Source organism: Caulobacter sp. BE254 (genome assembly GCF_031457295.1).
GTDB lineage: Bacteria > Pseudomonadota > Alphaproteobacteria > Caulobacterales > Caulobacteraceae > Caulobacter.
This window is the reverse complement of record NZ_JAVDWJ010000003.1, coordinates 64,014-90,880: the sequence shown is the minus strand read 5'-3', so window position 1 is coordinate 90,880 and position 26,867 is coordinate 64,014. Positions and strand designations below refer to the sequence as shown.

At 65.9% G+C, this 26,867-nt stretch carries 21 protein-coding genes; 13 read left to right on the top strand and 8 right to left on the bottom strand.

Annotation, left to right across the window (positions count from 1 at the left end):
- Positions 1-112 precede the first annotated feature (112 nt).
- On the bottom strand, positions 113-1,624 hold the full coding sequence (locus J2X41_RS07205; protein ID WP_310080834.1) for an alpha/beta fold hydrolase: 1,512 nt from the start codon (positions 1,622-1,624) through the stop codon (positions 113-115).
- A 169-nt stretch (positions 1,625-1,793) separates the two neighbouring features.
- Between J2X41_RS07205 and J2X41_RS07200 the strand changes: the two genes are divergently transcribed.
- The gene (locus J2X41_RS07200; protein ID WP_310080833.1) at positions 1,794-2,225 is read left to right on the top strand and encodes a DUF2975 domain-containing protein; all 432 of its coding nucleotides are present in this window, start codon (positions 1,794-1,796) and stop codon (positions 2,223-2,225) included.
- Positions 2,225-2,458: a helix-turn-helix transcriptional regulator gene (locus J2X41_RS07195; protein ID WP_310080832.1), complete on the top strand. Its 234-nt coding sequence runs from the start codon at positions 2,225-2,227 to the stop codon at positions 2,456-2,458. The genes J2X41_RS07200 and J2X41_RS07195 overlap by 1 nt, the downstream gene beginning before the upstream one ends.
- Before the next feature lie 291 nt (positions 2,459-2,749).
- Here the strand turns inward: J2X41_RS07195 and J2X41_RS07190 are convergent, their stop codons facing one another.
- Both J2X41_RS07190 and J2X41_RS07185 read right to left on the bottom strand, forming a co-directional pair.
- Positions 2,750-3,493, bottom strand: a complete 744-nt coding sequence (locus J2X41_RS07190) for a FadR/GntR family transcriptional regulator (protein ID WP_310080830.1) — start codon at positions 3,491-3,493, stop codon at positions 2,750-2,752.
- Between the two features lie 131 nt (positions 3,494-3,624).
- Positions 3,625-6,966 carry a TonB-dependent receptor domain-containing protein gene (locus tag J2X41_RS07185; RefSeq protein WP_310080828.1) on the bottom strand — a complete coding sequence of 1,114 codons (3,342 nt, stop codon included), beginning with the start codon at positions 6,964-6,966 and terminating at the stop codon, positions 3,625-3,627.
- A gap of 382 nt (positions 6,967-7,348) precedes the next feature.
- Between J2X41_RS07185 and J2X41_RS07180 the strand changes: the two genes are divergently transcribed.
- The 8 genes from J2X41_RS07180 to J2X41_RS07145 all read left to right on the top strand — a co-directional run bounded on the left by J2X41_RS07180 (position 7,349) and on the right by J2X41_RS07145 (position 16,570).
- Positions 7,349-9,538 (top strand): polysaccharide lyase 6 family protein, encoded by a 2,190-nt coding sequence (locus J2X41_RS07180; protein ID WP_310080826.1) that lies wholly within the window; start codon positions 7,349-7,351, stop codon positions 9,536-9,538.
- Between the two features lie 7 nt (positions 9,539-9,545).
- The gene (locus tag J2X41_RS07175) at positions 9,546-11,708 is read left to right on the top strand and encodes an alginate lyase family protein (RefSeq protein WP_310080825.1); all 2,163 of its coding nucleotides are present in this window, start codon (positions 9,546-9,548) and stop codon (positions 11,706-11,708) included.
- 8 nt (positions 11,709-11,716) lie between these two features.
- Entirely contained in the window at positions 11,717-13,018 is a 1,302-nt protein-coding gene (locus tag J2X41_RS07170) for an MFS transporter (protein WP_310080822.1), read from the top strand.
- Positions 13,018-13,770, top strand: coding sequence for a glucose 1-dehydrogenase (locus J2X41_RS07165; protein WP_310080820.1), 753 nt, complete (start codon positions 13,018-13,020; stop codon positions 13,768-13,770). Before J2X41_RS07170 ends, J2X41_RS07165 begins: the two co-directional genes overlap by 1 nt.
- Before the next feature lie 14 nt (positions 13,771-13,784).
- Positions 13,785-14,675 carry an alpha/beta hydrolase gene (locus tag J2X41_RS07160; protein ID WP_310080817.1) on the top strand — a complete coding sequence of 297 codons (891 nt, stop codon included), beginning with the start codon at positions 13,785-13,787 and terminating at the stop codon, positions 14,673-14,675.
- Positions 14,676-14,768: 93 nt separating this feature from the next.
- Positions 14,769-15,386: a DUF938 domain-containing protein gene (locus tag J2X41_RS07155; protein ID WP_310080815.1), complete on the top strand. Its 618-nt coding sequence runs from the start codon at positions 14,769-14,771 to the stop codon at positions 15,384-15,386.
- A 195-nt stretch (positions 15,387-15,581) separates the two neighbouring features.
- Positions 15,582-15,932, top strand: a complete 351-nt coding sequence (locus tag J2X41_RS07150) for a cupin domain-containing protein (protein ID WP_310080813.1) — start codon at positions 15,582-15,584, stop codon at positions 15,930-15,932.
- Positions 15,933-16,231: 299 nt separating this feature from the next.
- Positions 16,232-16,570, top strand: coding sequence for a hypothetical protein (locus J2X41_RS07145; RefSeq protein ID WP_310080811.1), 339 nt, complete (start codon positions 16,232-16,234; stop codon positions 16,568-16,570).
- A gap of 209 nt (positions 16,571-16,779) precedes the next feature.
- On the opposite strand, the gene J2X41_RS07140 is transcribed toward J2X41_RS07145, so the two are convergent.
- Both J2X41_RS07140 and J2X41_RS07135 read right to left on the bottom strand, forming a co-directional pair.
- The gene (locus J2X41_RS07140; RefSeq protein ID WP_310080809.1) at positions 16,780-18,048 is read right to left on the bottom strand and encodes a hypothetical protein; all 1,269 of its coding nucleotides are present in this window, start codon (positions 18,046-18,048) and stop codon (positions 16,780-16,782) included.
- A gap of 234 nt (positions 18,049-18,282) precedes the next feature.
- Entirely contained in the window at positions 18,283-19,146 is an 864-nt protein-coding gene (locus J2X41_RS07135) for an AraC family transcriptional regulator (RefSeq protein ID WP_310080807.1), read from the bottom strand.
- Positions 19,147-19,326: 180 nt separating this feature from the next.
- Here J2X41_RS07135 and J2X41_RS07130 point away from each other — a divergent pair, with 180 nt between their 5' ends.
- Positions 19,327-20,067, top strand: coding sequence for a 3-oxoacyl-ACP reductase family protein (locus J2X41_RS07130; protein WP_310080805.1), 741 nt, complete (start codon positions 19,327-19,329; stop codon positions 20,065-20,067).
- Between the two features lie 170 nt (positions 20,068-20,237).
- Here the strand turns inward: J2X41_RS07130 and J2X41_RS07125 are convergent, their stop codons facing one another.
- Positions 20,238-21,179, bottom strand: a complete 942-nt coding sequence (locus tag J2X41_RS07125; RefSeq protein WP_310080803.1) for a LysR family transcriptional regulator — start codon at positions 21,177-21,179, stop codon at positions 20,238-20,240.
- Between the two features lie 145 nt (positions 21,180-21,324).
- On the opposite strand from J2X41_RS07125, the gene J2X41_RS07120 reads away from it, so the two are divergent.
- Entirely contained in the window at positions 21,325-21,978 is a 654-nt protein-coding gene (locus J2X41_RS07120; protein ID WP_310080801.1) for a hydrolase, read from the top strand.
- A gap of 5 nt (positions 21,979-21,983) precedes the next feature.
- Complete coding sequence (locus J2X41_RS07115) at positions 21,984-23,522, top strand: alginate export family protein (protein WP_310080799.1); 1,539 nt, start codon at positions 21,984-21,986, stop codon at positions 23,520-23,522.
- A 56-nt stretch (positions 23,523-23,578) separates the two neighbouring features.
- On the opposite strand, the gene J2X41_RS07110 is transcribed toward J2X41_RS07115, so the two are convergent.
- Both J2X41_RS07110 and J2X41_RS07105 read right to left on the bottom strand, forming a co-directional pair.
- On the bottom strand, positions 23,579-24,010 hold the full coding sequence (locus J2X41_RS07110; protein WP_310080797.1) for a hypothetical protein: 432 nt from the start codon (positions 24,008-24,010) through the stop codon (positions 23,579-23,581).
- Between the two features lie 92 nt (positions 24,011-24,102).
- Entirely contained in the window at positions 24,103-25,728 is a 1,626-nt protein-coding gene (locus tag J2X41_RS07105) for a hypothetical protein (RefSeq protein WP_310080796.1), read from the bottom strand.
- Positions 25,729-26,867 lie beyond the last annotated feature (1,139 nt).

Below are 26,867 nucleotides of genomic sequence, written 5' to 3'. Positions count from 1 at the left end.
GGGCTGCTTTCGGCGCAGGACCCTACGTTGCCTCATGACTCAGATCAGTCTCGGGACCGGACATGTGGTCCGGCACAGTAGGGTGAGTAGCGAACCTTGCCGGATTGCCCGGTCAAGTCGGCGGCGCGAAGTCCGGGACATCAAAGGCCGGAGTCTGAAGTGTGGCCTCAGCGGGTAGGCCGTCGGTCTCGCCCGAGCGCAGGAATTCCAGGACCCGCGCCGCGATATCAGGCCGCTGCGCGAACAGCGGCTCACGGCTGTGATGCGTGCCGCGATGGACCAACACCGCCCGCGCGTTCGGGAAGTAAGGCAACAGGCCGAGCATGTTCTCGACCGGCGTCGCGATATCCCAGTCGCCATGGACGAAGATCACCGGCGTCGGGTTGGGAACGGGCAATCGGAAGGCGTCGTCCAGCGCCGGCGTGGGCCAGGCCTTGGCCGAGGCCATCAGGGCGTCGAAGTCCCAGAAACCCAACAGGTCCGTCGCGGGATCGGTCGTGAGCAGATAGGCGCGCTGCGACGGGGCGCCCAGGCTTGAATCGATCAGCGGCTCGATCAGCCGAACCGGCCCCTCGATATTCTGGCGCCGTTGAGCCGCCTCCTGCGCGAGCTCATCGTAGTGGCCGTAGTAGACGGACAGAACGAAGGCGGGCCAGGTCGCGGGCGGGCGCAGCAGCGAGCCCTGGAAATCTCCTACGCCCAGCGTGATCCGTCGCGCGGGCCCGGTCGCCGTCGCGCCCGGCAGCGTGACCGTCACGGGCGTCGCGCGCAGGCGGTCTTCCACCGTCCGCACCGCAGCCATCAGCCCGCCCTTCGGCAGGAACGGCTTCAGCTTCGGCTCCTGCTCGGCTTCCCAGGCGACGCGCTGGAGCGAGGCCAGGATCTGCGACGGCATGTCGAAGCCCTTGTCGAGCGGCTCGGTCCCCGAAATGACGGCGCGCGCGACGACGTCGGGATGCAGCCGCATCATCGCGAAGCTCCATTGCGACCCGAAGCTCTGCCCCGAAAGGCTGATCTTCGGGTAGCCGAGCGCGAGGCGCAGGTCGTTCACGTCCTCGGCGCATTGGACGACGGTGTAGCCGGCCAGGTCCTTGCCCGGATTGGCGTCGACGGCCCGGCGCGCGAGCGCAGTCATCTCCGCGGCCTCGACATCGCGGCTGCGGGGCGCGTTCAGCGGCTTTCCCGGGACGGCCAGTTCGAGAACATCGCCGCGGGTCGACCATCCCCGCTGGTCGATCAGCACGACGTCGCCGACCTCGGCATAGGGGAGCAATTGCGCCAGGAGCGCCTTGGAGTCCGCATTGTCGTCGGTCAGGGCGCTCAGATAGCTGCGGCCCGGCCCGCCGGGCAGAATGAAGACGGGCGGCGCGCCGGTCGGGCGCTTGGTTCGGATCCGGGCGAAGCCGACCCCGATGACTCTGCTGTCCGCGACCCGTCGGTTTTCGGGCGCGTACAGCGTGCCGATCTCATAGGCGACACGGGCGCCGTCGGCGGTCGTGACGACGCCGGCTTCGATGACGATGTCTCCAGCGCGATGCGCGGCCACGGCGGCCGAAGCTGTGAAGAGCGCGCCGACGCACAGCAGCAGCGCGGTCGAAAAGCCGAAGATCGAAGGTCGGCGCATCTGAGGTCTCCATTTTCCCGAGGCCCCGTCCTGGCGTGACGACGCTCGCCCGGAGGCGCCATGGCGGCGCTCGGCGGGGGTCAGCTTGGAATTAAGGGCTTGCGACGTTTTAACTCTAACCTAAAATATGTGGGCGATAATTTAAGTCAAACTTAAAATCGGAGTCGTCATGCGGGCACCCTTCCATCGGCGCGCGGCGCTATTTCGAACCCTGTGTTTCGCCAGCGCGTTCGCGATCGCCGTGCTGATCCTGGGCACCCGCGCGCTCACGATCCACGACATTCAGATCGTCCCGACCGTCTGCTATCTGGCGGCGCTGGTATTCCTCGGCCAGGCGTTCGGCGAGATCGCCAGTGGGCGCGGGTTTCGGTCGGGCGCCTTGCGGGGACTGCGCTGGTCTGGCGCCGCCCTGACGTTCGGCGGACTCTATGCGACCTTCATCGTCCCCATGCTCAAGCGGGCGCTGACCGAAGCCGGCCCCGACAAGTTCTTCGATCCGTCGTCGCTGCTGGTAGTGTTCGTCGGGGCCGCGCTGGTCATGCTGGCCAACCTGCTCGCGGATGCGGGGGCGCTGGAAGCCGAATTGGAACAGTTCTTCTGATGCCCATTCGGATCACGCTCGACCAACGGCTGAGCGCCCGGCGCATGACGGCACGCGACCTCGCGGCGGAGATCGGCCTCAGCGAGACCCAGCTGTCGCTGTTCCGCTCGGGCAAGGTCAAGGGCATCCGCTTCTCGACGCTCGCACGGCTGTGCAAGGCCCTCGGCTGCCGGCCTGGGGACCTCCTGGATTATGATCCGGGCGAGGAAGAAGAGATGGAGCCATCGAGATAGGCTCCTGAAAATTGACGCTTCGAGCGATCGCTGAGGGCCGGACGTCGCCTTTAGAGCCCGCCAGCGAATGTCCGGTTCCTGGAGCCACACCAAGTTCCGCATCTGGCGCGGCCCTGTCATTTCTGGAACAGTCGCGAGGCGAGATTTGTGAAGCGGGGCGCTTCGGCCAAAGTCGGGCCGCACCACAGGGCTCCGGCCAGGACCAGAGTGGCAAAGCTTTCCTTTCGTTTCCTTGATCGTCGCCGGTCTGGTTCGTTCGCGAGGTCTCGGCGTGGCCCGTCTGGTGTTGCGTCAGGCCGCGCCGTTCTGCACCGAGAGCTTGAACCGGTCGCGGTGCTGCAAGGCCTTGCGGCGCAGCTGCACGATGGCCTCGGTCTCCTCGGCCGCCAGCATGGCTTCGAACAGGCGGCTGAAGTGCTCGCGCATCGCCAGGCGCGCCGCGTTCGGATCGCGCCGGCGGATGGCGTCGAACACGGCCCGATGCTCCTCGATCCGATCCTCGAACCCGCTCTTGCACACGTTGCTGTAGACTTGGACGACGCGCGGAGCCTCGTTGCGCATACGCCAGAGGGTACGCACGAAGTGCTCGATGATCGGGCTGCCGCTGTTCTCGGCGATCAGAAGATGGAAACGCTCGTCAGCCTCTTCGGCCGCTTCGTCGTTGCCCGCCATCACTCGCATGGTGTCTTCCAGCAGCGCCATGGCTTCGGGGGTCATGTTGAGCGCCGCCAGCGCCGCCGACTCTGCTTCGACGACCGCCCGGACGGTCGTCAGTTCAAAGGCGTCAACCTCGGTCAGCGGCGACAGATCCGCTTGCCGGCGTGGGCGCACATAGACGCCCGAGCCCGTCTTTACGGCGATATAGCCCTGCGCCTCCAGGGCGATCTCGGCTTCCCGCACGGTGACGCGCGACACGCCTAACCGTTCGGCCAGTTCGCGCTCTCCGGGCAGGCGGCTGCCCGGCGCGAACTCACCGGACTCGATGAGCTCGATGATCTGCTTCGCGACCTGTTGGTAACGCCTATCCATGGTCATCCGCCGCTGCTCCGCTGCCTCTCGTCCGGGCCGCCTGGAGACGACTCGGTGTTCCCAACCTCGGGCCGACCAGACATTGGAAGGTTCTATCAGGGGTGAACCAAAGTGGTATACCCCTGATAGGCCAAAGCCTAGTTCCGGAACCGGAAACCGATCGTGAACTGCCGTCCTGGCGAGCCGTAGAGCGCCGCCACCGGGTTGTCTGCGTAGTAGTACCGGCTCGTTGCCTGGTTGGTCATGTTCAGACCCTCGATCGAGAACGACGCCCGATCCGACAGTTTGTAGCTGAAGGAGAAATCGACGTTCAGCGTATCCTTGGATCCGCCGAAGTCGTTGATCAGAGGCGTGTCGCACGCCACGCCGCCGACGACGCCGGGCGCGCAGGCGCCCGCCACCAGCGGGTAGGTGGTGTAGTAGCCGTCGCGTTGGGCCAGGGAGACGCGCGTGTTGATGCGTTCGTCCTCATAGTAGAGCGTCAGGTTGACCGCGTTCGGCGACGCGCCGAGCCACGGCGCCTTGCCCAGAACCGCGGGTGTCGTGTCGGTGCCCGGATCGAGGATATAGGTGAGCTCGGACTCGATGTGCGTGGCGTTGAGCTGGATGCCCGTGTTCTTCAGCAGGCCCGGGAGGAAAGTGAAGGCCTGCTGGTAGTTGATCTCCCAGCCCTTCAACTCCCCGCCAGGCGCGTCGCGGAACTGGCGCGCGGTCGCATCGTAGTCGCCGCGGATATAGGCGGCCTGGTCGCTGTTCGGGCCGAACTGTTCGATCAGGCTTGCAAGTCCCTCGGCGTCGAGGAAGGTCGACAGCGGCGCGGCGAAACGCACGGTCTGCGGATAGGAACCGATCTTCTTCTTGAACAGGGCCACCGAGATCAGGCCGCCCTCGGCGTAGTACCACTCCACCGCGGCGTCGAAATTGTTGGCGCGGAACGGCGACAGCTTGGGATTGCCGATCGTCAGGGTGGCGCCGGAGGTCATCCCGCCCTCCGGGATCGTCAGCTGGGTGATGGTCGGGGCCAGTTGCTGCAACGTCGGGCGTGACAGGGTCTGGGCCGCGCCGAACCGGAAATAGAGATTGTCGCGCGGGCGGATGGCGATGTTGAACGACGGCAGGACGTCCGAATACGAATTGCCGCCCTCCACGGTCCGTCCACCGGTCGAGCGGCCGGTGGAGTCGACATCGGTCGTGGCGTAGCGCACCCCGAGATTGCCGAAGGTGTTCCAGCCGTCCAGGAAGTCATAGTTGAAGTTGACTTGGCCATAGGCGCCGGCGGTCTGCTCGCGCACCGCGAAGGTTTCGCGACCCTGCTGGCGGAACTGGGTCAGGCGCCAGTCGCCCCACTTGTTGACGCACTCGCAGGTGAAGCCGAACAGGGCGTCGAACTTCTCGATGTCCGGGCCGAACCACGAGGTCGTCGTGCCGGCGGGCACGTCCAGGCCCTGGCCGAAGTTGATGACCTTCCCGAGACTGGCGATCGAAACGCCCGCTTCCTTTTCGGTCGGGTTGATCTGGACGTTCTGGCGCTCGGTCTGCGAGGTCGAGAAATGGTAGTCGCGCTGGGTGCCGCCGAACTTTAGGGTCAGGTTGTCATTGAGTTCCCAGGTGAAGTCGGCCTTCCACGCGTTGTAGCGGTTTTCCACGGCCTTCTTGTGGTAGCGCAGGAAGGAGACCCCCTTGAGGATCGTCCACTGGTTGGGATCGGCGGCGTTGAAGCCGGCGTCGAACAGCGGCATGTCGCCGCCGCCGCGCTCGTCGTAGGTGAAGGTGGCCGGCTGATCGAACTGACCCCACTCGGCCATCTTGCCGTAGGAATTCAGTTTCGACCGCGACGCGCCATAGGTGAAGTCGGCCTTGAACCGATCGCTGAACTCGTGGGTCAGGTTGAACGAGAGCTGGTCGAAAGTGGTGTTGTAGCTGCCCTGGTCAGCGCGGGCCGCCCAGTCCAGGTTCCGCAACTGCAGATAGTCGGCGACCCCGTTGGTGACATTGGCGGCCAGGACGTCCGTCGCGGGGCGACCGATCTGCTGGGCGCGCATGGCCAGGCCGTCCGCGGAGGCCACATAGCCGGGCGAGACGGGCGAGTTGTAGTAGTCGTAAACGTCGAGATTGTTGGGGTTGTAGGAGAAGCTCGTGCCGGCGACGAGCGCGCCGCCATAGGTCGCCTGGCCGCAGTCGATCGGCGAGGCATAGGGGCCGCCGGCCGTATAGGTGCAGGTGCCCGGATAAAGCCCGCGCTTGGAGTTTAGGGCGGTCGCCGCGCTGGCGGTGGCGTAGGTCGCATTGGTGTTGTTGCGGTTCAGGCCAAACGGCAGCAACTGGTTCAGCGTGGAGGTGCTCTTCTGGTTCGAATGGAGCCCATCGATGCTGAGGCGCGTGCGGGACGAGATATCCCACTGGTAGGCGGCGGTGAGGCCCAGGCGCTTTTGATTCAGGTCCTGTTGCTCGGGACCGGCCAGGGCAGGGAAGATGATCTGCGAGCCGTCCAGCGACGGGTGGAGAAGGGCGTAGGCGGTGGGATCCGAGCCGGTTATGGCGTTGAGGTAAGCCGGATTGGTGATGGCCGGCGTCGACGACACCGTTCCGCCGGGGTTCGTCGCGGTCGGGTTGGTGACGCGGTTGGTGAAGGTCGTGCCGACCGGCGCGGAGAAGCCCGCGCGCCGCGGATTTTCCAGCGTCGCCCAGGTGGCCGAACGATAGACATACTCGCCCGTCACGATCTGGCGGCGGTACTGATCGGTCTCCGAGACCTTTTCCGAATAGGCGAGCGAGCCCAGGAAGCCCATCTTGCCGTCGGCCCATCGCTTGGAGAACAGCCCGGCGATGCGCGGATTGTGGTGCTTGCCGTTCTGATAATAGGCGTCCTCGACTGAAAGCGCGTAGCGATCCTTGCGATAGTCGAACGGACGGCCCGTTTGCAGGTCGACCGTGGCGCCCAGCGAGCCTTCGTCGGTTTCGGCCGAGGCGGTCTTGCGGACCTTCAGGCTGTTGAAGAGTTCCGAAGCGAAGACGTTGAAGTCGAAGGTCCGGGTGGAGTTGATCGCGGTGGAGTTGGTGTCGTTGGTGCCCGCCGTCGACAGCGCCTCCAGGTTGTTGATACGCACCCGCGTGAAGTCGCCGCCAAGGCCGCGCACGGTGATCGTGCGCCCTTCGCCGTTGTCGCGGTCGATCGAGATGCCGGGGATGCGCTGCAGCGACTCGGCGAGGTTGGCGTCGGGGAAATCAGCGATGTCTTCGGCGTTGATGGCGTCGACCATGACGTCCGACTGCCGTTTGACGTTCAGCGCGCTCTGCAGGGACGCGCGGTAGCCCGTGACGACCACGGCCTCGACCTCGTCGGCGCTCTTGGCCGCGCTCTGGTCCTGCGCCGACGGCGATTCCTGGGCGAACGCCTGACCGAAACCCGAGCCGATGATCAGGCACGTCGATGCGAGCAGCATGGCGCGCGCACCGGCGCGCCGTGGATGGGTGTCCATAGTTCTCATCCTCCCCGAATACCAATTTTCTATATTTGGCTTACCTATTTGGTTGACCCCCGGAGGGCGAATGTCAACTCCCCATCACGCGATTGCCCACGCGCTCCCAGATTGGAGCCTGCTGCTGTATGGGCTAGCAACCGCCGCGCGCGCCGGCTTGAAGCTCGCCAGCGCCAATACGACTGGCAGCGGAAACGCAGTAAATCCGCGCTTTTCGGTCCGATCTGGGCGGCACGGTCCGAAATTGGTCAACAAATTGGTTGACAGATTGTCGTCCAAGTGGTCGGACTGGCGTGTCCCGTTCCATTGAAAGCGCAGACCGCGTGGCGTTGGTTTGAGGGGCATAGGAAGCGACCACAGCTTCGGGCGGGGAGGACGTCGATTGAGAAACCTGCGCTCGAACCTTGCCGCCTTGCTGGGACTTGGCGCGCTGGCCGGCTCGGTCCACGCCTATGCGGCCGAGCGCCTAGTGCGCACCCCGGAGGCGTTCGTGGCGGCGGTGCGGGCTTCGAAGCCCGGCGACGCGGTAGTGTTGGCCGACGGCGTCTGGCGCGATTTCGAGATGGTGTTCACCGGCGAAGGCACGGCCGCCAAGCCCATCACGTTGCGGGCCCAGACGCCGGGCAAGGTCGTGATCTCCGGCAAGTCGAACCTGCGTATCGGCGGCCGGCATCTGGTCGTCTCGGGCCTGACCTTCAAGGACGGCTTCAGCCCTTCATCCGAGGTCATTTCGTTTCGCCAGGACAACAAGGGGCTGGCGTTCGATACCCGCGTCACCGAGACGGTAATCGACGGCTTCAACAAGCCCGACCGCGCCGCCGAGGATTATTGGGTCGGTCTCTATGGCCAAAACAACCGCTTCGATCACAACCACTTGCAGGGCAAGCTGAACGCCGGCGTGACGCTGGCCGTGGTGCTGAGCTCGGCCGAAAGCCAGCAAAATCATCACCGCATCGACCATAACTATTTCGGCCCCCGCCCTCCGTTGGGGGCCAATGGCGGCGAGACGATCCGGGTCGGGACCAGCACGTTCTCGCGCACCCAATCCCTGACCGTGGTCGAGGACAACTATTTCGAAGGCTGCAGCGGCGAAGTCGAGATCGTTTCGAACAAGTCCGGCGGCAACATCTATCGCCGCAATGTCTTCGTCCGCTCGCAGGGATCTCTGGTGCTGCGCCACGGCGACGGCAACCTGGTCGAGGACAATGTCTTTCTGGGCGCCGGTGTGGCCCACACCGGCGGCGTGCGCGTGATCAATGCCGGCCAGACGGTGCGCAACAACTATTTCCAAGGCCTGCGTGGTGACGGCTTCACCGGGGCCCTGGTGCTGATGAACGGCGTCCCGAACTCGCCGCTCAACCGCTACAATCAGGTGCTGGATGCTCGTATCGAGAACAACATCTTCGTCGACGTGGGCGCGGTGGTGTTCGGGGCGGGGGCGGACGAGGAACGGACCTTGCCGCCGGCCCGGAGCATCCTGGCCGGCAACGTGTTCCTGGGCGCGGGGCGGCGGGAGATCTTCAAGGTCCTGGCGCCGATCGACGGCCTGACCTTTACCGACAACCACCTCGATGGTGTCGCGCCGCCGTCGGGCGTGGCGGGCTTCGAAGCGGGGCCGCTGGGTCGCGAGACCTTGCCGGACGGCCGGGTCTACCCCGACGCCGCGGCGCGTAAAGCCCTGGGCCTCGCGGCGCCGGTCAAGCTGCCGGGGCGCGACGACACCGGCGTGCCCTGGTATCCAAAGGACGACCAGGCCGTCGCCTTCGACAGCGGCCGGGTCCTCAAGATCAAGCCTGGGCGAGACCAGCTCTCGGCCGCCGCCGCCAAGGCCAGGGCCGGCGACATCATCGAGCTGACCGCCGGCGACTATGCCGAGGGCCGGATCGTCGAGATCAGCCGGCCCTTGACCTTTCGCGCCGAAAAGGGCGCCAGGCCGGTCGTGACCTTTGATCGATCGACCCTGTTCAGCTTGGTGGGGCAAGGGTCGTTGAAGGTGCAGGGCCTGCGCCTGTCGGGCGTCCGCGCCCCCGGTGCGGTCGGCAACGCCCTGATCCGTGTCGGCCCCAGCTACCCGTTGAACAACTACGCGGTCGAACTGATCGACAGCGAGGTTGCCGACCTCGCTGGTAGTGAAGCCTTCGCCGTGCTGAACGGCGCGAAGGGGACTTTCGCCGATCACGTGACGATCCGAGACTCGCGCTTGACGGACATCAGCGGCGCGGTGCTGCGGATCGTCGGCGAGCCGGGCGCCACAGGCGTCTACGGGGTCGAGCGGGTCGACGTGGCCGCAAGCCAGTTCGCCCATGTGCGCGCGCCAATGTTCGACATCCTGAGGGGCGGGACCGACGAGAGCACGTTCGGCCCGCAGGTCCGCATCAGCGGCTCGGCCTTTCGCGACGTCGCTCCGGGCCAGCCGTCAATGCGGCTGGACGGCGTCCAGGTGGTGAGGCTCGACGCCAACGTCTTCGAGCACGCGGCGCCGGCCCGCGTCACAATCCATGTCGGCAAGCCCGATCTCAGCGAGGCCGGCAACGCCGGCGCGGCGCTCGAGATCGTCGACCAGCGCAAGTAGGCCAGCCATGTCCAAGTTCCGCGTACATCTTTTCGCCGGCCTCGCGATCCTCGCCCTGGCCGGAGCGGCTCAGGCAGCCGCGCCGGCAAAGCCCGCGTCCGCTGCTTCCGCTCAGGTTCCGCCGCTGTTCGCGGCCACCCTGGCCCGCAGCAAGGCCTTCGTGGATCCGCAGCTCAAGAAGGTGATCGACGTGCCGGTCCCGGCCGACGCCGGCGGCGGCTACACCCACGAGCGGCACAAGGACAATTACCGCCTGATCTACGAGGCGGGGATGCTCTACCGTCAGACGGGCGACCAGGCCTATGCCGACCTCGTTCGCCGTGTGCTCCTGGACTACGCCAAGCTCTATCCGTCCCTGCCGCTGCATCCCAAGCGCGCCAACCAGGTTCCGGGCAGGCTGTTCTGGCAGGTGCTGAACGACAGCGTCTGGCTGGTCAATTCCGTCCAGGGCTACGAAGCGGTCAAGGACGCCATCCCGGCCGCCGACCGCGCGACCATCGAGGCGGGGGTGTTTCGGCCGATGGCGGCGTTCCTGTCGATCGGCTCGCCCAAGACCTTCGACAGCATCCACAATCACGGCACCTGGGCGCTGGCGGCGGTCGGCATGACCGGCTACGCGATCGGCGATCAGGGCCTGGTCAAGCAAGCCCTTTACGGCCTGGACGGTTCAGGCAGGTCGGGCTTCTACAAGCAGATGGAAGAGCTGTTCTCGCCCGACGGCTACTATGCCGAAGGTCCGTACTATCAGCGCTACGCCCTGTCGCCGTTCCTGCTGCTGGCCCAGTCGATCCAGCATCACGACCCGTCGCGCAAGATCCTCGACTATCGCGACGGCGTCCTGCGCAAGGCCGTCTACGCCAACATCCAGCAGAGCTATGCCGGCCTGCTGTTCCCAATCAACGACGCCATCAAGGACAAGGGCATCGACACCCCGGAGCTGGTCCACGGCGTGGCGGTGACCTATGCCGCGACGAAGGATCCGGCCTTGCTGTCGATCGCCGTCCAGCAAGGTTCGGTGGTGCTGAGCCCCGAGGGCCGCGAGGTCGCCGCCGCCATCGCGCGCGGCGAGGCCAAGCCGTTCCCGTTCGCCTCGATCAAGCTCCGCGATGGGGCGAAGGGCGACAAGGGCGCTCTGGTCGTGCTGCGCTCCGGCCCCAAGGCCAAGGACCAGGCGCTGGTCTTCAAGGCCACGTCCCAGGGCATGGGCCACGGTCATTTCGACAAGCTGTCCTGGCAGTTCTACGACGCCGGCCAGGAGGTCGTGACCGACTACGGTGCGGCGCGGTTCCTGAACGTCGAGGCCAAGGCCGGTGGCCGTTATCTGCCCGAGAACGACAGCTGGGCCCAACAGACGGTCGCCCACAACACGCTTGTGGTCGACGAGAAGAGCCAGTTCGGCGCCAAGACCGAAACCGGCGAGGCACACTGGCCGACGATCCTGGCCTTCGACAGCAAGGACGGCGTTCAGACGACCGCCGCCAGCATCGACGGCGCCTGGCCGGGCGTGAACTACCGCCGCGCCATGGCGCTGATCGACAGGCCCGAGGTCGGGCGTCCGATCGTCCTGGACCTCGTCCGGGCTGAAGGCGGCGGCAAGCATCGCTTCGACCTGCCGCTGCACTACGAGGGTCAGATCGTCGAGTCCGGCCTGCAGTTCCAGGGCGGGACCAGCGAGATGAAGCCGCTGGGCAAGGCTGACGGCTATCAGCACCTGTGGGATCGCGGCCACGCGCCGGTGAAGGACGGGGCGCGTGTCTCCTGGTTCAAGCAGGGCCGGTTCTACGACTACGTCTTCGCGTCCGCCGACGTCGATCAGGTGGTGCTGACGGAGCTGGGCGCCAACGACCCAAACTACAATCTTCGCAACGAGCGGGCCTTCATCCTGCGCGGCAATGACAAGGACAGCTTCACGCTGGCCGGGGTGCTCGAGCCGCACGGCGCCTACAGCGCCGCCGAGGAATACGCCCGCGATACCATCGCCTCGGTGAAGGCGGTCGAGCGCGTGTCGGAGAACGGCGCGGATCTCGTCTTCATCCGCCTGAACTCCGGCAAAAGCCTGGCGATCGGCGTCTCCTGGGATCCCGATCCCGCCAAGCGCCACCGGATCACGACTCCCGCCGGCGTCTACGCCTGGACCGGGTTCTCCGACGTGGCGGCTCCCGCACGATGAGGCGAGACATGAAGTTCAAGGGGCTTCGCTGGCTGATCGTCGGCATGGTCGGCCTGGCCACGGTGATCAACTACATCGACCGCAACGCGCTGGCCGTGATGTGGCCGCAGATCTCCAAGGACATGGGCGTCGGCAAGGAAGAGTACGCGCTCATCCTGACCTGCTTCATGCTGTCCTACGCCGCCGGCCAGACGATCTTCGGCAAGATCTTCGACGCCCTGGGCACGCGGGTTGGCTTCATGCTGTCGATCCTGGCCTGGTCCGCGTCGATCGCCCTGCACTCGGTCGCGCGGTCGATCCTGACGCTGGGCGTGCTGCGCGCGGCCCTGGGCGTCAGCGAGGCCGGCAACTGGCCCGGCGCGGCCAAGGCCAACGCCGAGTGGTTCCCGGTGCGCGAGCGCGCTTTCGCCCAAGGTATCTTCAACGCCGGCGCTTCAGTCGGGGCCATCATCTCCGCGCCCCTGATCGCCTGGCTGTTCCTGACTTTCGGCTGGCGAGCGACCTTCCTGGTTATCGGGGTGCTGGGCGTCATCTGGGTAGTTCCGTGGGCCATTGTGTGCCGCGCCGCGCCGCAGGACCATCCGTGGCTGTCGGACGACGAGCGCCAGCACATCCTCACCGGCCAGCGCCCGACGACAGGCGAGGTCGAGGTGGAGTACAGGCCGACATGGCTGGGCCTGCTGCGCCACCGCGAGGCCTGGGGCCTGATCCTGGCCCGCTTCTTCATCGATCCGGTCTGGTGGCTGTTCGTGTCCTGGCTGCCGATCTATCTGGCCGAGCGCTTCGGCTTCGACATCAAGCAGATCGGCCTGTTCGGCTGGGTGCCTTATGTCGGCGCGGCGGCGGGCAGCCTGTTCGGCGGCTGGATTTCAGGCTGGCTGATCGGTCGCGGCTGGCGCCCGGTCAAGGCCCGCATGTGGGCGATCACCCTTGGCGGCGTCTTCATGCTGCCGGCCCTGCTGCTGACCATCGGCGCCTCCACGCCCTTGAACGCGGTGCTGCTGATCGCCGTCATCCTGTTCGGCTTCCAGATCGCCATCAACAATATTCAGACCCTGCCCAGCGACTATCTGCCTGGCCGGTCGGTCGGTTCCCTGGCCGGGATCAGCGGCACTGCCGCCGTGGCCGGGGTTCTGATCACCACCTGGATCGTCCCGGTCGCCACCAAGGTCAGCTACGCCCCGGTCTTCGCCATGGGCGCAAGCCTGGTTCCTCTTTCCATCCTGTCCATCTGGCTCTTGGGCGGCCGAGGCGAACGCCTCGCCGATCCCGCCCTCGCGGCCCGCACCCCCAACGGAGCAAAATTCTGATGCGCCTCGAAAACAAGACCGTCATCGTCACCGGCGGCGCGCGCGATATCGGCAAGGCCGTCTCGCTGAAGCTGGCGGCCGAAGGAGCAAATGTCGCGATCAACTACTTCGGCAGCGAGGAAGCCGCCAAGGCAACCCTGACGCAGATCGAAGCCGCGGGAGGTCGCGCGCTGATCCTGAAAGGCGACATGACCTCGGCGAGCGAGGTCCAGGCGCTGATCGACGTGGCCCTGTCGACCTTCGGCGGTCCGATCGGCGCTTTGATCAACGTCGCCGGCGGCATGGTCGCTCGCAAGACGCTGAACGAGATGGACGAGACCTTCTTCGACCACGTCATGCGCCTGAACCTGACCTCCGTGTTCCTGACCACCAAGGCCGCCGTTCCGCACATGGCCGCCGGCTCGGCGATCGTGAATCTGTCTTCGCAGGCCGGCAAGGACGGCGGCGGTCCGGGCGCGACAGCCTACGCCACGGCCAAGGGCGCGATCATGACCTTCACCAAAGCCATGGCCAAGGAACTAGGGCCGCAGGGGATCCGAGTGAACGCCCTGTGCCCGGGCATGATCGGCACCACCTTCCACGACACCTTCTCCAAGGACGAGGTCCGCGCCCGCGTCGCGGCCGGCACCCCACTGCGCCGCGAGGGCCGCGCGCCCGAGGTCGCCGATGCAGTGGCCTATCTGGCCAGCGACGAGTCCAGCTTCCTGACGGGGGTGTGCCTGGACGTCAACGGCGGCCTGTTGATGAGCTGATGGGAGAGACATCGATGATCGCCAAGGCTCTCGCCGCCATCACCCTGCTGGGCGCGACACCCGCCGCCGCCCAGGCCCTGAGCGCCCCCACGACGCAAATCCCGGTCAAGGCGCCGGAGGCGACCAAGGACGTCGTTTACCTGCAGGCTAGCGGCAAGGACCTGCATCTGGATGTCTACCGCAACACCGCCTTCAAAGGGCCGCGCCCGGTGCTGGTCTATATTCACGGCGGCGCCTGGTGGAAAGGTGAGAAACCGGCCGGATGGGGCGGCTTCCGCGCCTATCTGGCGGCGGGCTTCTCGGTGGTCACAGTCGAGTATCGTCTCACCGACGTTGCTCCGGCGCCGGCGCCGGCGGCGGTGCAGGACGTTCGCTGCGCCCTGTCATGGGTGAAAGCCAACGCCAGGACCTATGGCTTCGACGCCAAGCGGGTGGTGCCTTACGGCACCTCGGCCGGCGGTCACCTGGCCTTGATGGCCGGCATGCTGCCCAAGACCAACGATATCGACCTGCCGGCCTGCCGCGACCAGCCGACCGTGCCGGCTATTCTCGACTTTTACGGGCCCTATCACCTGCGATCCGACCTTCCCGGCGCGTTCAGGAGCCCGTCGACAGCACGGTGGATCGGAGACGGGCCGCCGGCGCTGTGGACGACGATGTCGCCGGCGACTTATGTGCGCAAAGGCCAGCCGCCGGTGTTCATCGTTCATGGCGATGCGGACCCGACCGTGCCCTACGAGACGTCGCTGGCGCTAAAGGCCGACCTGGACAAGGCCGGCGTTCAAAACCGCTTCCACACCGTGCCGGGCGGCGTGCATGGCAAGTTCCCGAAAGAGGAACAGGATAAGATCGAGCGCGAGGCCTTGGAATTTCTGACGCTGAATAAGGTGGTTGGCGCTCGATAGGGTCAGGCAAGCGGCCAGACCGAAAGTCGGCTTTCCGGCGCGGCCCAATGCCCGCTGTTGGCGCCGAGCCGCCGAAGCCTTCAGACTGTCGGCATGTCCGATCCCCTGCCTCACGCCGCGCGTGCGTCCCCCTCCACGGCCCGAAACCGCGATCCCATTCTGGAGGTCCTGCGGCCGCGCCTGCCGGCGAACGGTCTGGTGCTGGAGGTTGCGGCGGGCGCTGGCGAGCACGCAGTTCACTTCGCCGCAGCGCTGCCCACGCTGCAATACCAGCCGACGGATGCTGATCCCGGCGCTCTGGACAGCATAGCCGCCTGGCGCGAGCATGCCCGCCTAGGCAACCTTCTGTGTCCGCTGGTGCTGGATGCGTCGCAACCGGACACCTGGCCCGTCGAACGAGCCGACGCTGTTCTCGCCATCAACATGATCCATATCTCGCCGTGGACGGCCACGGCCGGCCTGATGGCGGGCGCTGCGCGTGTGCTGCCTGCGGGCGGCGGCCTGTTCCTGTACGGCCCCTTTATCGAGGGCGACACGCCGACAGCGCCCAGCAACCTCGAGTTCGATCAGAGCCTGAGACGACGCAATCTCGAGTGGGGAATTCGCCACCTGGACCATCTTGTCGCTTTGGCGGCTACCCATGGCCTTGGCCTTTCCGAACGTCTCACCATGCCCGCGAACAACCTGGTACTCGTGTTCCGAAAGACGTAGCGGCTGGGCACGCTCGGCGAGAGTCCGGTTCTCGGAGGCGAGTGAAGGTCCGTTCGTGGTGCCTCCGTGACCCAGAATTAGCGCCTACGGGGCGGCAATGCAGGACTGGTTCGCATCTGAACGGAAAACACGCGTTGGCGTTTGGTGGCCGAGGCGGCGCGTCCTGAGGCGGCGCCACCGTTACGGAGGCCACCGATGAAGGTAACCAAGTTCACGATGGCCGAGGCGGCTTTCGAGCGCTCGCCCGGCCAAGACGGCGACATCTTCACCGGCAACCTGGCCGATGAGCGGCACGGCGGCCCGATCACAGTGGGGTACGGGCGCTACGGGCCTGACTCTAGGCTGGAGGCTGACATCGTCGTCGACGACGTGATGATTGTCCTAGAGGGGAGGCTGACGGTGACTTCGGAAGCTGGCGACCATACGGCTGGACCGGGTGACATTGTCTACATGCCTAAGGGCAATAGCGTCACGATCCTTGCGCATGCGGAGGGCGCGGTAACGGCTTACGTCACCTATCCGCATTGGCGCGTCGCTGAATCCTGAGGGTTTTGGCTGAGCGATTGGCGCGAACAGGGCCGTTGGGCGTGAAGCACGGGCCATACTAAGTGACCAACTTGCGTCGCAAGTGGGCGGGGCTGGTCGATTGAGCTGCTTTACGTCTGGTTTCTGGAGGTGCGCCAACGTCTCGTAGTGGCGCGACCCGGCCGGTTACACAGACCTCCGGATCGGCGGGGCAGGGTGGCGGGAGGCCGCCAGTCGGCTATTCTGGCGATATGGCGAAGCCGACTAGTCATCATCCGAGCTTCCATAAGCTGCTCGCATTCCTCGCGAGAATCCCGGCTGTGCAGACCAATGAAACCCCTTGGGGCGGATTTGGCACCGGCACCGACGAAAGCGGATGGTGGGTGAAGCTATCGCTGGATATCGACCATCCTCTCGCATGGAACGCCGTGCAGGAGATAGGCTACGTCCTCAACGAGCTATCCATATCCGAGCGCTTGCCGACCGTGTTCAAGCCGGTGTCGCCGCCGCCATATCTGAATGGCGGACCGCGCGACTACTTATCCTGGGTTGTCGAGTGTCGGGATAAAGCCATGAAGCCTGGAACGGTTGCTGACTGGCTGGAGGGCCGCTTACCCCAACCCGTCGACGACCTCTCCGCCTGGCAAACGGACGAGTAGGTCAGACCCCCGCTCAGGGGCGTTCTTGCCATGGCACCGGCGCCTGAATGTCCGGGATCTGGAGCGATCCCAAGTTCCGCTGCTGGCGCAGGCCGGCCGCTAGAATGGACGGTTCGAGAGGCCAGGTTGGGTGGACCCGACCGTCTTCCTGTCGGCCATAGCCCCCGCCGCCATCGTGCTCTGCTGGCTATGAGGATTGAGTCCTGAGCCTAAGGGGCGTCACGAGCCCCCAGCATGGTGGACGCAGACAGTTCCGGCGCCACAACGGCGAGGTCGTAGCCGCGGATGAGCGCGCGCCATTCAGGCGTCAGGGCTTCCGGATCGGCGCTGCGCAAACGGCGCAGATCCACCAGGAACCAGTCGCCCGGCGGCGTGTCCGACGGGCGGGCCAGCATCACGTCCTTGGACCAGTCGCTGTCCTTGCCCGTTGTCGCATCGAAGTTGCGCACGGCCACCTGGCGGCCGACCCCGTTGTATCCGGCTTGCACGCCTCTCGCGCCGGTGACGACGATGTGGAGGGACTTCACGCCCTCTCCGTCGGCACGTTCAGCGACGAAATTGCCCAGGTCGCGCTGGCCGAGTGGATTATAGCCCTTGTAGAGATGGTTGGCGCCGAACTTCATCAGCACGCGTGCCTGCGGCGCCTCGGCAAAATCCGTCACCAGCGTCCGCTTCATCAGCTGCGCCCTGCGCCCGTTCGGATCGCCGCTGCGAGACTGCGAGGCCTGATAGATGGCGCGTGTTTCGCGCAAGGCGGCGAACAGCGCCTTGGCCCGGTCGCCGCCGTCCTGGTCGATGGCTGTCCCCGCCTGATCTAGCGTCGCATCGGTGGCCTTGAGCAGGAACAGGTCCATGGGTGAACCGGAGGTGAGCGCGGCCTGCGTCGCCGTCCGCTCCTGCTCAGCCAGCGCTTCGATCTGGGCGCGGGCCAGCGGCCCTGGACCGGCCGCCAGCATCTGTTCGAACAAATAGCCGCTCGCGCCCAAGAACTCCTGATCCAGCCCCCACAGCTTGAAATCCGGCCCGGCGACACCCGCGCAATCGGCCGCCGTCTGACCCTCGTCGCGGCCGTTAAAGAAGGCCATGGCGTCGGGATGGGAGCGCATGAAGTCAGAAATCCGCTGTTCCCGGTCCGGTGCTCTCAGCCGCGCGTTGATCACGCCGGCCGCCTCCGGCCCGATCTCGACGACCATGGCCGTCAAGCCGCCGGGCGCCATCAAACGACAGACGTTCGTGGTGAAGGCGGGGATCTCGCGCGAAAGATGGCTCTCGCCGATGAGGACGTAGCGGCTGGCGTCTATAGCCTCCGATAGTATCGCGGCTCCCGGACCCGAGAACCCCTCCGGCCGCACGGTTAGCGGTGACCCCGCCTGCGCCAGGCGGTCAGTGAACGAGAGCGGCGCAACAGTCTGGGCGTGGGCGGAACTCGCGCACAGACTGGCAAGCGCCAAGGCCGCCGCAATCGATTTCAGCTTCATATTAATCGCCCCTGCCATGTGAAGCTTCCTCGCGGCGATCTCCGAAAACCACAAGCTAAATCGTGATCACAAGTCTTCTCGCGGCCTGAAATCGGGCGCACCGAATGAATGCGAGGGGCCGAAAGCAGTCTTCGCCTGGCGGGTTGAATGCGGGGCGGGTTAGGCGCGCTTTGGCGGCTACTTTCCTTGAACCCTATCCCGAAGCGGGATTGACTATATGCACACGCGCGGGTCTCACCGTGGCAGGTCTTCAACAGGCGAGACGCCGAACATGCTTCTGTACTCGCGGCTGAACTGCGACGCGCTGGCGTAGCCGACGTCGAACGCCACACGCGAGACGGTGGCGCTGCCGGCGGCGAGCAGCTTTCGAGCCTCCAGCAGGCGCATGTGCCGCTGGAAAGCGAGGGGACTGTAGCCCGTGATCGCCTTGAAGTGCCGGTGGAACGAGGTCACGCTCATCCCGACGGAGGCCGCAAGGTCAGGGATGACGACGGGTTCGCGGTTGTTGGCGGCGAGCCAGTCGGCGGCGGCCTTGACGTGGCGCACGCGCGCGTTGCGCTGGCCGATCTGGCGAAGTGTGTCGCCCATCGAACTCTGCAGTAGCCGGTAATAGAGCTCGGTCTCATAAAGGGGCGCGAGCATGTCGACGTCGTCGGGCGCCGCCACCAGGCCCACGAGCCGCGCGAACGCCTCGCCGACCTGACCGCCGAGGTCGCCTGCCGCCGCCGCGCAGGTCCAGCGATCTTCGCGTTTGGGCATATCGAGCATGATGCGCGTGAGCTTGGCGATATCGAAGTCGAGACTGACGCCGATGTAGGGGGCCGACGCGGACGCGTTTAGCAATTGGTCGACATAGGGCAGGCCGAACGACGAGGCCGTGCAGGCGCCGGCGGTCAGCTCGAAGCGGTTGCCGCCCATGAACAGGACCCTGGAACCCTGCAACACCGCATAAAGCATCGGCTTGAAGGCTGCTGGCGTGGGCTCTGTCGGCGCAGTGGTCGACCAGACCGTCAGGCGAGGAACGGGCGTTGGAACCCCAACGGTTTGCGGACGGGCGGCGACGAACGGGGTCAGGTCGTCCAGCAGGCGACGGGTCATGATGTCCAGGACTGTCATGTGGGTCAGATAGGGCGTTGGCAGGATCAGGCAAGCTTGCGGCAAGATCGGGTATGTCGCTCGATCCGCCGCTCCTTATCTCCGTGCACTGGGAAGAACGCCTCGTCGCTCCTCTCCGGGGTCTGAATTTCAGGCCCTCCACCTCATCGCAATGGACCGAACATGACTGATCTCAGCGGAAAGCGCGCCCTCGTGACCGGAGGGTCCCGGGGTATTGGGGCCGCGATCGCGCAGGCCCTGGCCGAACGTGGCGCGGACGTCGCTATCACCTATCAGAACTCGCCGGATCGCGCGGACGCCGTCGTCTCCACGATCAAGACGCTGGGTCGCCGGGGCCTGGCTATCCAGGCCGACAGCGCCGATCCGGCCGCCGCCAAGCGGGCCGTCGCCGAGACCGTCGATGCGCTCGGCGGCCTCGATATTCTCGTCAACAACGCCGCCATCGGGCTGGCCGGGCCCCTCGCCGATCTCGACCTGGCGCAATATCAGACCTTGATGGACGTCAACGTGCGCGGCCCGGTCGTCTATGCGCAGGCCGCGATCCCACACCTGACCCAGGGCGGCCGTATCATCTCGATCGGTTCGGCGCTTGGCGATCGCGTGCCGTTCCCAGGCATCACGGCCTACGCGATGTCGAAGTCCGCGTTGCTGTCCTTCACGCGCGGCCTGTCGCGCGAGCTTGGCCCGCAAGGCGTCACGGTGAACCTCGTCTCGCCCGGATCGGTCGACACCGAGGCCAATCCGGCCGATGGCGACAGCGCCGATTTCCAGCGCGGCCTCTCGTCGGTCGGTCGCTACGCGCAACCGAGCGAGATCGCCGCGGCCGTCGCGTTTCTCGCCAGCCCGGCCGCGAGCGTGATCAATGGGACGGTGCTGACAGTGGATGGCGGCGCGAACGCCTAAGCCGGCGGATAGGCTCCGATATTGCCCCGGCCCCCACCGGGCTGAGCGCCTGCGAGGTCATCGGACGTTGCCGACCCAGGCAGGCCGATGGCCTCGCGAACGCTCCGGCGAGCGCACAGGGCGCCTGGATACAACTCCGGTCGCCATTCAGCATTCGATTTGCTGGGGGTCTAGTCGAGCGGCCCTGTCCTATCCGACGCCGACGACGATCGCCTACGGGCCTGCGCGAGCGCCGCCATTGGATTGGGATGGTCGCAATATTCGATCAAGAGCTCCGTGAGGATGCGGATCTTGCGAGCGGGATGCTGGCCCGGAGGGCGCACCACATAGACGCCCGCTGCGGGCGGCGGATGGCGCGTCATGACCGGGACAAGAGCACCCGAAGCGACGTGTTCGTCGGTGAAGTCATCCGGAAGCCAGGCAAGCCCCAGGCCTGCGACGGCGGCGGCGACGAGCGCGACGCCGTTGTCGGCCTTGAAACGCCCTTGGGGGCGCACCGAGATGATCTTTTCGCCGTCCATGAACTGCCAGGCTTCCGTACCCTGCATGAGCGCCTCGTGATGGGCGATCTCGTCGGGCGTCTCGGGCGCGCCGTGCGCGGCGATGTAGTCGGGACTGGCGACGAGCTTGCCCAGGATCGGTGCGACGCGTCGGGCGACCAGGGTTGAGTCCTGGAGATAGCCGATGCGGATCGCGCAGTCGTAGCCCTCCGCCACGAGATCGACGAAGCGATCGGTATAGCAAGTCTGGATGTTGAGCCGGGGATGGCGACGCGCCATTTCGGCAAGGATCGGCGCGATGTGCGTGGGCCCGTAGGTCAGGGGCGCCGAGATCCGCAACCGCCCGCGCAGATCCCCCTCGGGCAGGATCGTTTCCATGGCCACGTCGATCTCGGCGCTGACCCGGGCCGCATAGTCTCTGAAGGTCGCGCCGGTCTCCGTCAGTACGGCGCCGCGCGTGGTCCGCGCCAGCAGATGCACCCCCAGTTCGGTCTCCAGCCGCAAGAGCCGGCGACTGACGATGGACTTCGACACGCCCAGCCGGCGTGCGGCCTGCGAAACACCGCCCGCGTCGGCCACTTCGACAAAGGTGCGCAGGTCATCAGTATCCACGTTGGCGTTCCCCGTTCTGCGACACGGCGTAGCGAAACCGGGTGATACCGCGTCGAAAACAGGAATGGCAATGTCCGATGAGGCAGCGCCGCTCGCGGCCCCTGCCTCTCCCGACATGCCCCGACAACTGCAGCAGAGAATGACCATGACGCTCCGCAACGGCCTCGATTCGCTCCTTCGTCCGGAAGACTCCGTCCTGGTGTTGATCGACCATCAGCCCTACCAGTTGGCCAACCTGAACAGCCACGACCCGCAAGCCGTGGTGAACAACACCACAGCGCTGGCGAAGCTGGCCAAAGCCTTTGAAGTTCCGACCATTCTCACCAGCGTGATCGCGGGTCGCGGAGGCCTTCTTTTCAAGCAGATCACCGACGTCTTTCCTGGCCAGAACGTGATCGACCGGACCTGGGTGAATACTTGGCAGGACGAGAAGGTGGTGGACGTGGTCAAGGCGACCGGTCGCAAGCAGCTGATCATCGCGGGCCTGTGGACCGAGGTCTGCGTGGCGATGCCTGTGATCCAAGCCCTTGGCGAAGGCTGGGACGTGACCGTGATCACCGACGCGTGCGGTGGCGTTTCGACCGAGTCTCACCAAGTCGCCATCCAGCGGATGATCACCGCTGGCGCCAACATGATGACCGTGATGGCCTTGGCTGGTGAATGGCAGCGGGACTGGGCGCGCACCGAACACGTCGAGGAACTGACTGAAATCATGATCTCGCACATGGGCGGCAGCGGCATTGCCTATCTGTGGGAACAGCAACTTCTGAAGACGCCTGTCGAAAACAACGCGGGCTAATCGGGATGGGCGGCGAGCATTGGCCGGGCGTATTTCTGCAGACCGCTGGCACGTCGATGCTCGCCATCTACCCTCTTCGGGCCGGAACCGCGCTGAGGCATGCGCCGTCCAGTGGCGGCGATCGACCCAGTGTCCCCCTGTTGGCGAACGCCAGATGGCGGCTCCTGGTCGCGGCCGCCTCGCTGGCGCCCTTTGCAGCGAGCGCGCAGGTGTCGACCAATATGGAGCGAGCTCCGACGCTGACCATCGAGCGATATTCCGAGGATTGGTCCTGGCTGGCCGATCCCGCGAACCGCCAGGGGGATTGGGCGGAACCGTTGAAGTATTTTCCGCTGAACGGCGACGGCGCGACCTACCTCACGACCGGCCTCGAGGCGCGTTCACGCTACGAGGGCTATGAGAATGTGAGCTGGGGATCATCGCCGAACGATGATTACGTCTGGAATCGCCTGATGCCCTACGCCGATCTTCACGTCGGCAAGGTCCGGTTTTTCGCGATGCCGATCCTTTCGGCGATTTCGGGAACAGATCGGCCGAAGCGGCCGGCGGACACGACCGGTGTCGACATGCTGCAGGCGTTTGTCGACGTGGACCTCGCGGCGCCGGGTGGCGACTCGCTCCGACTGTCTGCAGGGCGGAAGCTGGTTTCGCTTGGATCGGGACGGTTCATCGACAGGCGCTATGGAACCGGCGTTCCGCTGCCGTTCGACGGATTTGAAGCCATCCTTACTGGGAAGACGCGCCGAGTGACCGGATTCTACCTTCAGCCGGTCGACACAAGGCGGGGGGGATTCAACGACCGGCGCTCGCGGGACAAGGCGGTATGGGGCGTCTACGCCACACAGTGGCTCGACGCGAAGCATCTGAACGGCTTTGATGTGTACTACATCGGCCTGCGAGACCGGAACGCCGTCTTCGACCAGGGATCCGGTAGGCAACTGGCGCACACCTTCGGTTCGAGGATCTTCGGCGACAACGGCGCCTGGTATTGGAACGTCGAGGCTGCCTACCAGCGTGGTGCTTTCGCCGGTCACCGATCGGAGGCGTGGGGCGCGGGGTTCGAGACGGGGTATCGCTTCCGGAACCCATCCCTGCGACCCGAGGTCGCCGTCACGGCCGACCTGGTATCCGGCGACGGTGACCCGAACGATCCGAAGCTGGGAACGCTGAATCCGCTTTTCCCGAATGGCAAGTATTTCGGAGCGCTGTCGCCGATCGGCCCGCGAAACCTCATTCACCTCCGACCCTCAACGACGGTTCATCCGCACAAGGACGTCGCAATATCGCTGACCGGAGTGGCCTATTGGCGTGAGAGCACCCACGACGGAATCTACGCCATTCCCGGGCTACTGGTACGCAGCGGCAAGGACAGCGATGCGCGCTTCATCGGAAAGCAGATCGAACTTGCCGCAAGCTGGCAGGCGACACCGAAGTTGAACCTGACCGCTTCACTCAGTGCTTTCGATCCCGGCCCATTCATTCGTGACACCGGGCCGGCGCGGACCATCAAGATGGTCGGCGCACAGACCACCTTCAGGTTCTGAATGTGCGGCCGTTGGCGCTCCCGGTGTTCGGTCCAGCCGCGTCGGCGCGCGCCGGTTCATCCAGACTTCAAAGATGCGGGGGGGCCGAGCGCGCTTTCCGCGTACCGCTCGGCTAGCTCCAGCAATAGCCTCGGATCCTTCTCCGGGTTGTGGACAAGGCCCAATAGCCTCGGCTGCGAACCTGGCGCAGCCCGGACGAGGCGCAGGCCGACGGTGTTTCCGTGCGCTTCAGTCACCCGCTCCAGCGGGGGCGGGCCTTCGAGGACAAGCGCTTCGATCCGCTGCTTCAGGTGATCCGCCGTCGTTGCGGGCAGCCGGATGGGGGCGGAGATTGTCACCAAGACCCGGGCTCCATCGGGCGCCACGCGATCGCAGTGCTGGGTCAGGCTCCTCAGCAGCCGTAGCACCACCCGATCGAACCGAAGCCCCAGTTTGGAGATGCTCGTACCGGCTGCGCGAGCCATCGCCTCCGCCATCTGCTTGTCCATGCCGTCGCCTCCGAGAACCCTGCGGCCATCTACGCTCGGGATGAGCGGGGGCGGAAGCCGGCGGGAAGCGCTCAGGGGCCCCTTCCGCGTCTTCAACGCTGGGCTTGCTTGCGCGCCTCGATCAACTGCGGGCGTTCGGGCTGATCAGCGTGCTTGGCCACAGCCAGGAGTTTCTGGAAATAGGCGCGAGCCTTGGGCCGCTCGACGGCACGTTTCGCCGACTCGGCCGCGCCATAGAGCGACCAGAAGCGATTGGGTTCTTGGACCAAGGCGGCTTCGAACGCGGTGAGCGCGTCGGCCGGCCGTCCTTGCGCCAGCAGCATCTCGCCCAACATTTCCCTGGCCGGCGCAAGTGGACCTGGCGTGACAGAGGCCAGCTGGCTCTTGTCCTCAAGGTCGGCGGCTTGGCCCATGCCCGCCAGCGCTTCGGCGGCGTGGCCTTCGGCCAGGTCCAGGATCGCCGTGACCGCTCGCCGCTGGATGTCCGTCTGCTGCGCCCAATAGTCCTCGCCCTGCTTGGCCAGTTTGTCGTGGATCTGATCCAGGGAGCCGATCGCCGCCTCCGCGGCGGCGGCGTCGTTCAGATGCGCCGCGCCCAGGCCCCGGGCGAAGAAGGTGATGGAGTCGGCGTACGGAAACCGGCTGGTCACGGGCTCGAGTTTCGCCGCCTGCGCCCAGTCCCGCCGCTCCAGCGCAAAGCGGGCCGGAATCGCGGCGCGAGCGTAGTAGGCGGCCGAGGCCGGCGCCGCGCCATTGGCGGTGGCCGGATCGAAGCGCGAAAAAATCTCGACGGAGGTCTCGGCCACCTTTTGCGCGGCCTTGTCCTGCCCGGTCTGCAGGTAGGCGTAGATCATGTAGTCGCTGGCGTGCAGCTCGTCGGCCGGCTGACCGGCGGCCCGCGCCGACGCCGCCGAGGCCAGGTTGGTGTCGATCGACGCCTGCCAGTCGCCGATCCGCGTGAAGGTGTGGGAGGGCATGTGCAGGGCGTGCGGTGTCGAGGGCGCTATCGCGCCGTAGCGCTTGGCCGCCTCGGCGGCGCGCGACGCCAGGGCAGGCTCGTCGTAGGCGTGGATGATGTAATGGGCCAGGCCGGGGTGGTCGGGTTGCTTGGCGAACAGCCGCTCCAGGATCGCGCCGGCCTTCAGCTGTTTTCCATAGGTCTTGTCGGCGGGATCGGCGGCGGCGGCGAGCGCCAGGGCGTAGAAAATGCTGGCTTCGGTGTCCTGGGGATAGTCGGCGGCCAGGCGTTCCATCGCCTGCTCGTAGGCCAGGGCGCGCGCTGATTGGTCCAGATGGTCGGCGTCGACATAGAGATGAGCGACCGCCTCGACATAGGCCCGTTCCCGCGCGGTCTTGGCCCCCAGCGCGCGCCCGGCGTCGACCGCGTCCAAGCCCTGCTTCAACTGGGCGGGCGACTTGAAGCCGGCGAACGGATTGCTCCAACTGCTCAGCGCGATACCCCAGTCGGCCATGGCGCAGCTGGGATCGGCCTCAAGCACGGATCGATAGCCGGCTATGGCCGGCCCGAACTGAAAGGAGTGCATCAGAGCAACCGCGCGATCGAAGCGCGGCTGGGCCGCCGCGTTGCACGAGGTCTCGAAACTTACGCTGCCTAGCCGTTCCATCGCGGCGTGGTCGTGCACGGGGGCCTGGGCCCGTGCATCGATCGCGGCCAGCGTGGTCACGAGGGCGGCGGCGAGGAGGATCTTGGCTCTCATGGCGCCCAGCTTTTCGGTTTGAATTCGAGGCCATTGATCCTTTGCCCCGCCCTAAAGTCCACCGTCGTCGAGACGAGAGGCCGGACGCTCCCTCGATTACGGTTGGCGCGCCAAAGCGAAAGAGGCCGTGCGGGGCGGTGATGATGATTGATGCCTGGAGAGGATCAGACAGATCCTCCACCGACGCGCTTCCGGCGCCAATCAACGGCTGGTCGGAGCGCAAGCTTCGTGGAAGGGGCGCCCCGGTCGCTGTGAGCCTTTCGCTGGCGGGCGCGCCGGCCGTCGAAGTCGGCGTCCGTCTGATAGGTGACGGTCTTGCCGTCCTTGGTGGGATCGTCAGGCCGCCAGCCTCGCGACACGGCGAAGGCCATCAGCGCTGGGGTATCCGGTAGATTTGATCATTCCAGAGGGCGGGGGACATGACGGTCTCGGCGCAAATCGCGCAGAGGACGTAAAGACCACAAGTAAGATGTTGGAATTTTTGTGGTAACTGAACTTTCTGTTCGCGAAAAGCTGTTCTGGATCGTGGTCTCGATATTTTCGGCCGCAACTTGTTCCAGCTGTTCGACCAGCATCGACTGGGCGGCATCTGGCCGCGGAGTGGTCGATACCGCGTGTAACCAGTCTAGGAATTGCAATCTTCCGTGTCCGGAAGGGCCACAAAGGGAGCGATGCGAGGGAGATCGCGGTCCTCCCAGAGGACGCTGACGCGAGTGCGACCTCAGGGAGAGGGCCTTGAGGTGAGCCCCGTAGGGAGCGCGACCGCTCGACGGCCCGCCGCCAGCTTGTTTGCGGGCCTTGGCTCGAGGCGCCTTCGGCCTGCGCACGACCCAGAAGCTTTACGCGTGCCGATAGAGCACCGCGATGCCGCTGGCCATGGCCTCGATCACCAGCCCCATGGCCGCCGCCCACTGATGCCGACGTCGGCGGTGCTGGGCACGAGGATCATTGACCGAAGCCTACCGGCGAGCGGGCTTCACGAAGAGCTGTCCCGAGGCCTTGAGTCGAAAGGCATGGTCGCGCGCCATGCGCGGCGTTTGGCGAAGAACGCGGCGCGGCGGTCCGTGCGCCCAGAGCCAAGTTCGGGCGTGGACCCTGTTAGCGGGGCTTAATGCCTACTAAGTTGATATGATTTGCTG

What these genes read in the sequence shown, in the direction of transcription:
- J2X41_RS07200 (WP_310080833.1), top strand. Translation starts at nt 1,794, where the DNA reads ATGCGGGCACCCTTCCATCGGCGCGCGGCGCTATTTCGAACCCTGTGT.
- J2X41_RS07115 (WP_310080799.1), top strand. Translation starts at nt 21,984, where the DNA reads ATGGGCGGCGAGCATTGGCCGGGCGTATTTCTGCAGACCGCTGGCACG.
- J2X41_RS07205 (WP_310080834.1), bottom strand. Translation starts at nt 1,624, where the DNA reads ATGCGCCGACCTTCGATCTTCGGCTTTTCGACCGCGCTGCTGCTGTGC.
- J2X41_RS07195 (WP_310080832.1), top strand. Translation starts at nt 2,225, where the DNA reads ATGCCCATTCGGATCACGCTCGACCAACGGCTGAGCGCCCGGCGCATG.
- J2X41_RS07140 (WP_310080809.1), bottom strand. Translation starts at nt 18,048, where the DNA reads ATGAAGCTGAAATCGATTGCGGCGGCCTTGGCGCTTGCCAGTCTGTGC.
- J2X41_RS07105 (WP_310080796.1), bottom strand. Translation starts at nt 25,728, where the DNA reads ATGAGAGCCAAGATCCTCCTCGCCGCCGCCCTCGTGACCACGCTGGCC.
- J2X41_RS07150 (WP_310080813.1), top strand. Translation starts at nt 15,582, where the DNA reads ATGAAGGTAACCAAGTTCACGATGGCCGAGGCGGCTTTCGAGCGCTCG.
- J2X41_RS07110 (WP_310080797.1), bottom strand. Translation starts at nt 24,010, where the DNA reads ATGGACAAGCAGATGGCGGAGGCGATGGCTCGCGCAGCCGGTACGAGC.
- J2X41_RS07190 (WP_310080830.1), bottom strand. Translation starts at nt 3,493, where the DNA reads ATGACCATGGATAGGCGTTACCAACAGGTCGCGAAGCAGATCATCGAG.
- J2X41_RS07165 (WP_310080820.1), top strand. Translation starts at nt 13,018, where the DNA reads ATGCGCCTCGAAAACAAGACCGTCATCGTCACCGGCGGCGCGCGCGAT.
- J2X41_RS07170 (WP_310080822.1), top strand. Translation starts at nt 11,717, where the DNA reads ATGAAGTTCAAGGGGCTTCGCTGGCTGATCGTCGGCATGGTCGGCCTG.
- J2X41_RS07155 (WP_310080815.1), top strand. Translation starts at nt 14,769, where the DNA reads ATGTCCGATCCCCTGCCTCACGCCGCGCGTGCGTCCCCCTCCACGGCC.
- J2X41_RS07175 (WP_310080825.1), top strand. Translation starts at nt 9,546, where the DNA reads ATGTCCAAGTTCCGCGTACATCTTTTCGCCGGCCTCGCGATCCTCGCC.
- J2X41_RS07160 (WP_310080817.1), top strand. Translation starts at nt 13,785, where the DNA reads ATGATCGCCAAGGCTCTCGCCGCCATCACCCTGCTGGGCGCGACACCC.
- J2X41_RS07185 (WP_310080828.1), bottom strand. Translation starts at nt 6,966, where the DNA reads ATGGACACCCATCCACGGCGCGCCGGTGCGCGCGCCATGCTGCTCGCA.
- J2X41_RS07135 (WP_310080807.1), bottom strand. Translation starts at nt 19,146, where the DNA reads ATGACCCGTCGCCTGCTGGACGACCTGACCCCGTTCGTCGCCGCCCGT.
- J2X41_RS07120 (WP_310080801.1), top strand. Translation starts at nt 21,325, where the DNA reads ATGACGCTCCGCAACGGCCTCGATTCGCTCCTTCGTCCGGAAGACTCC.
- J2X41_RS07130 (WP_310080805.1), top strand. Translation starts at nt 19,327, where the DNA reads ATGACTGATCTCAGCGGAAAGCGCGCCCTCGTGACCGGAGGGTCCCGG.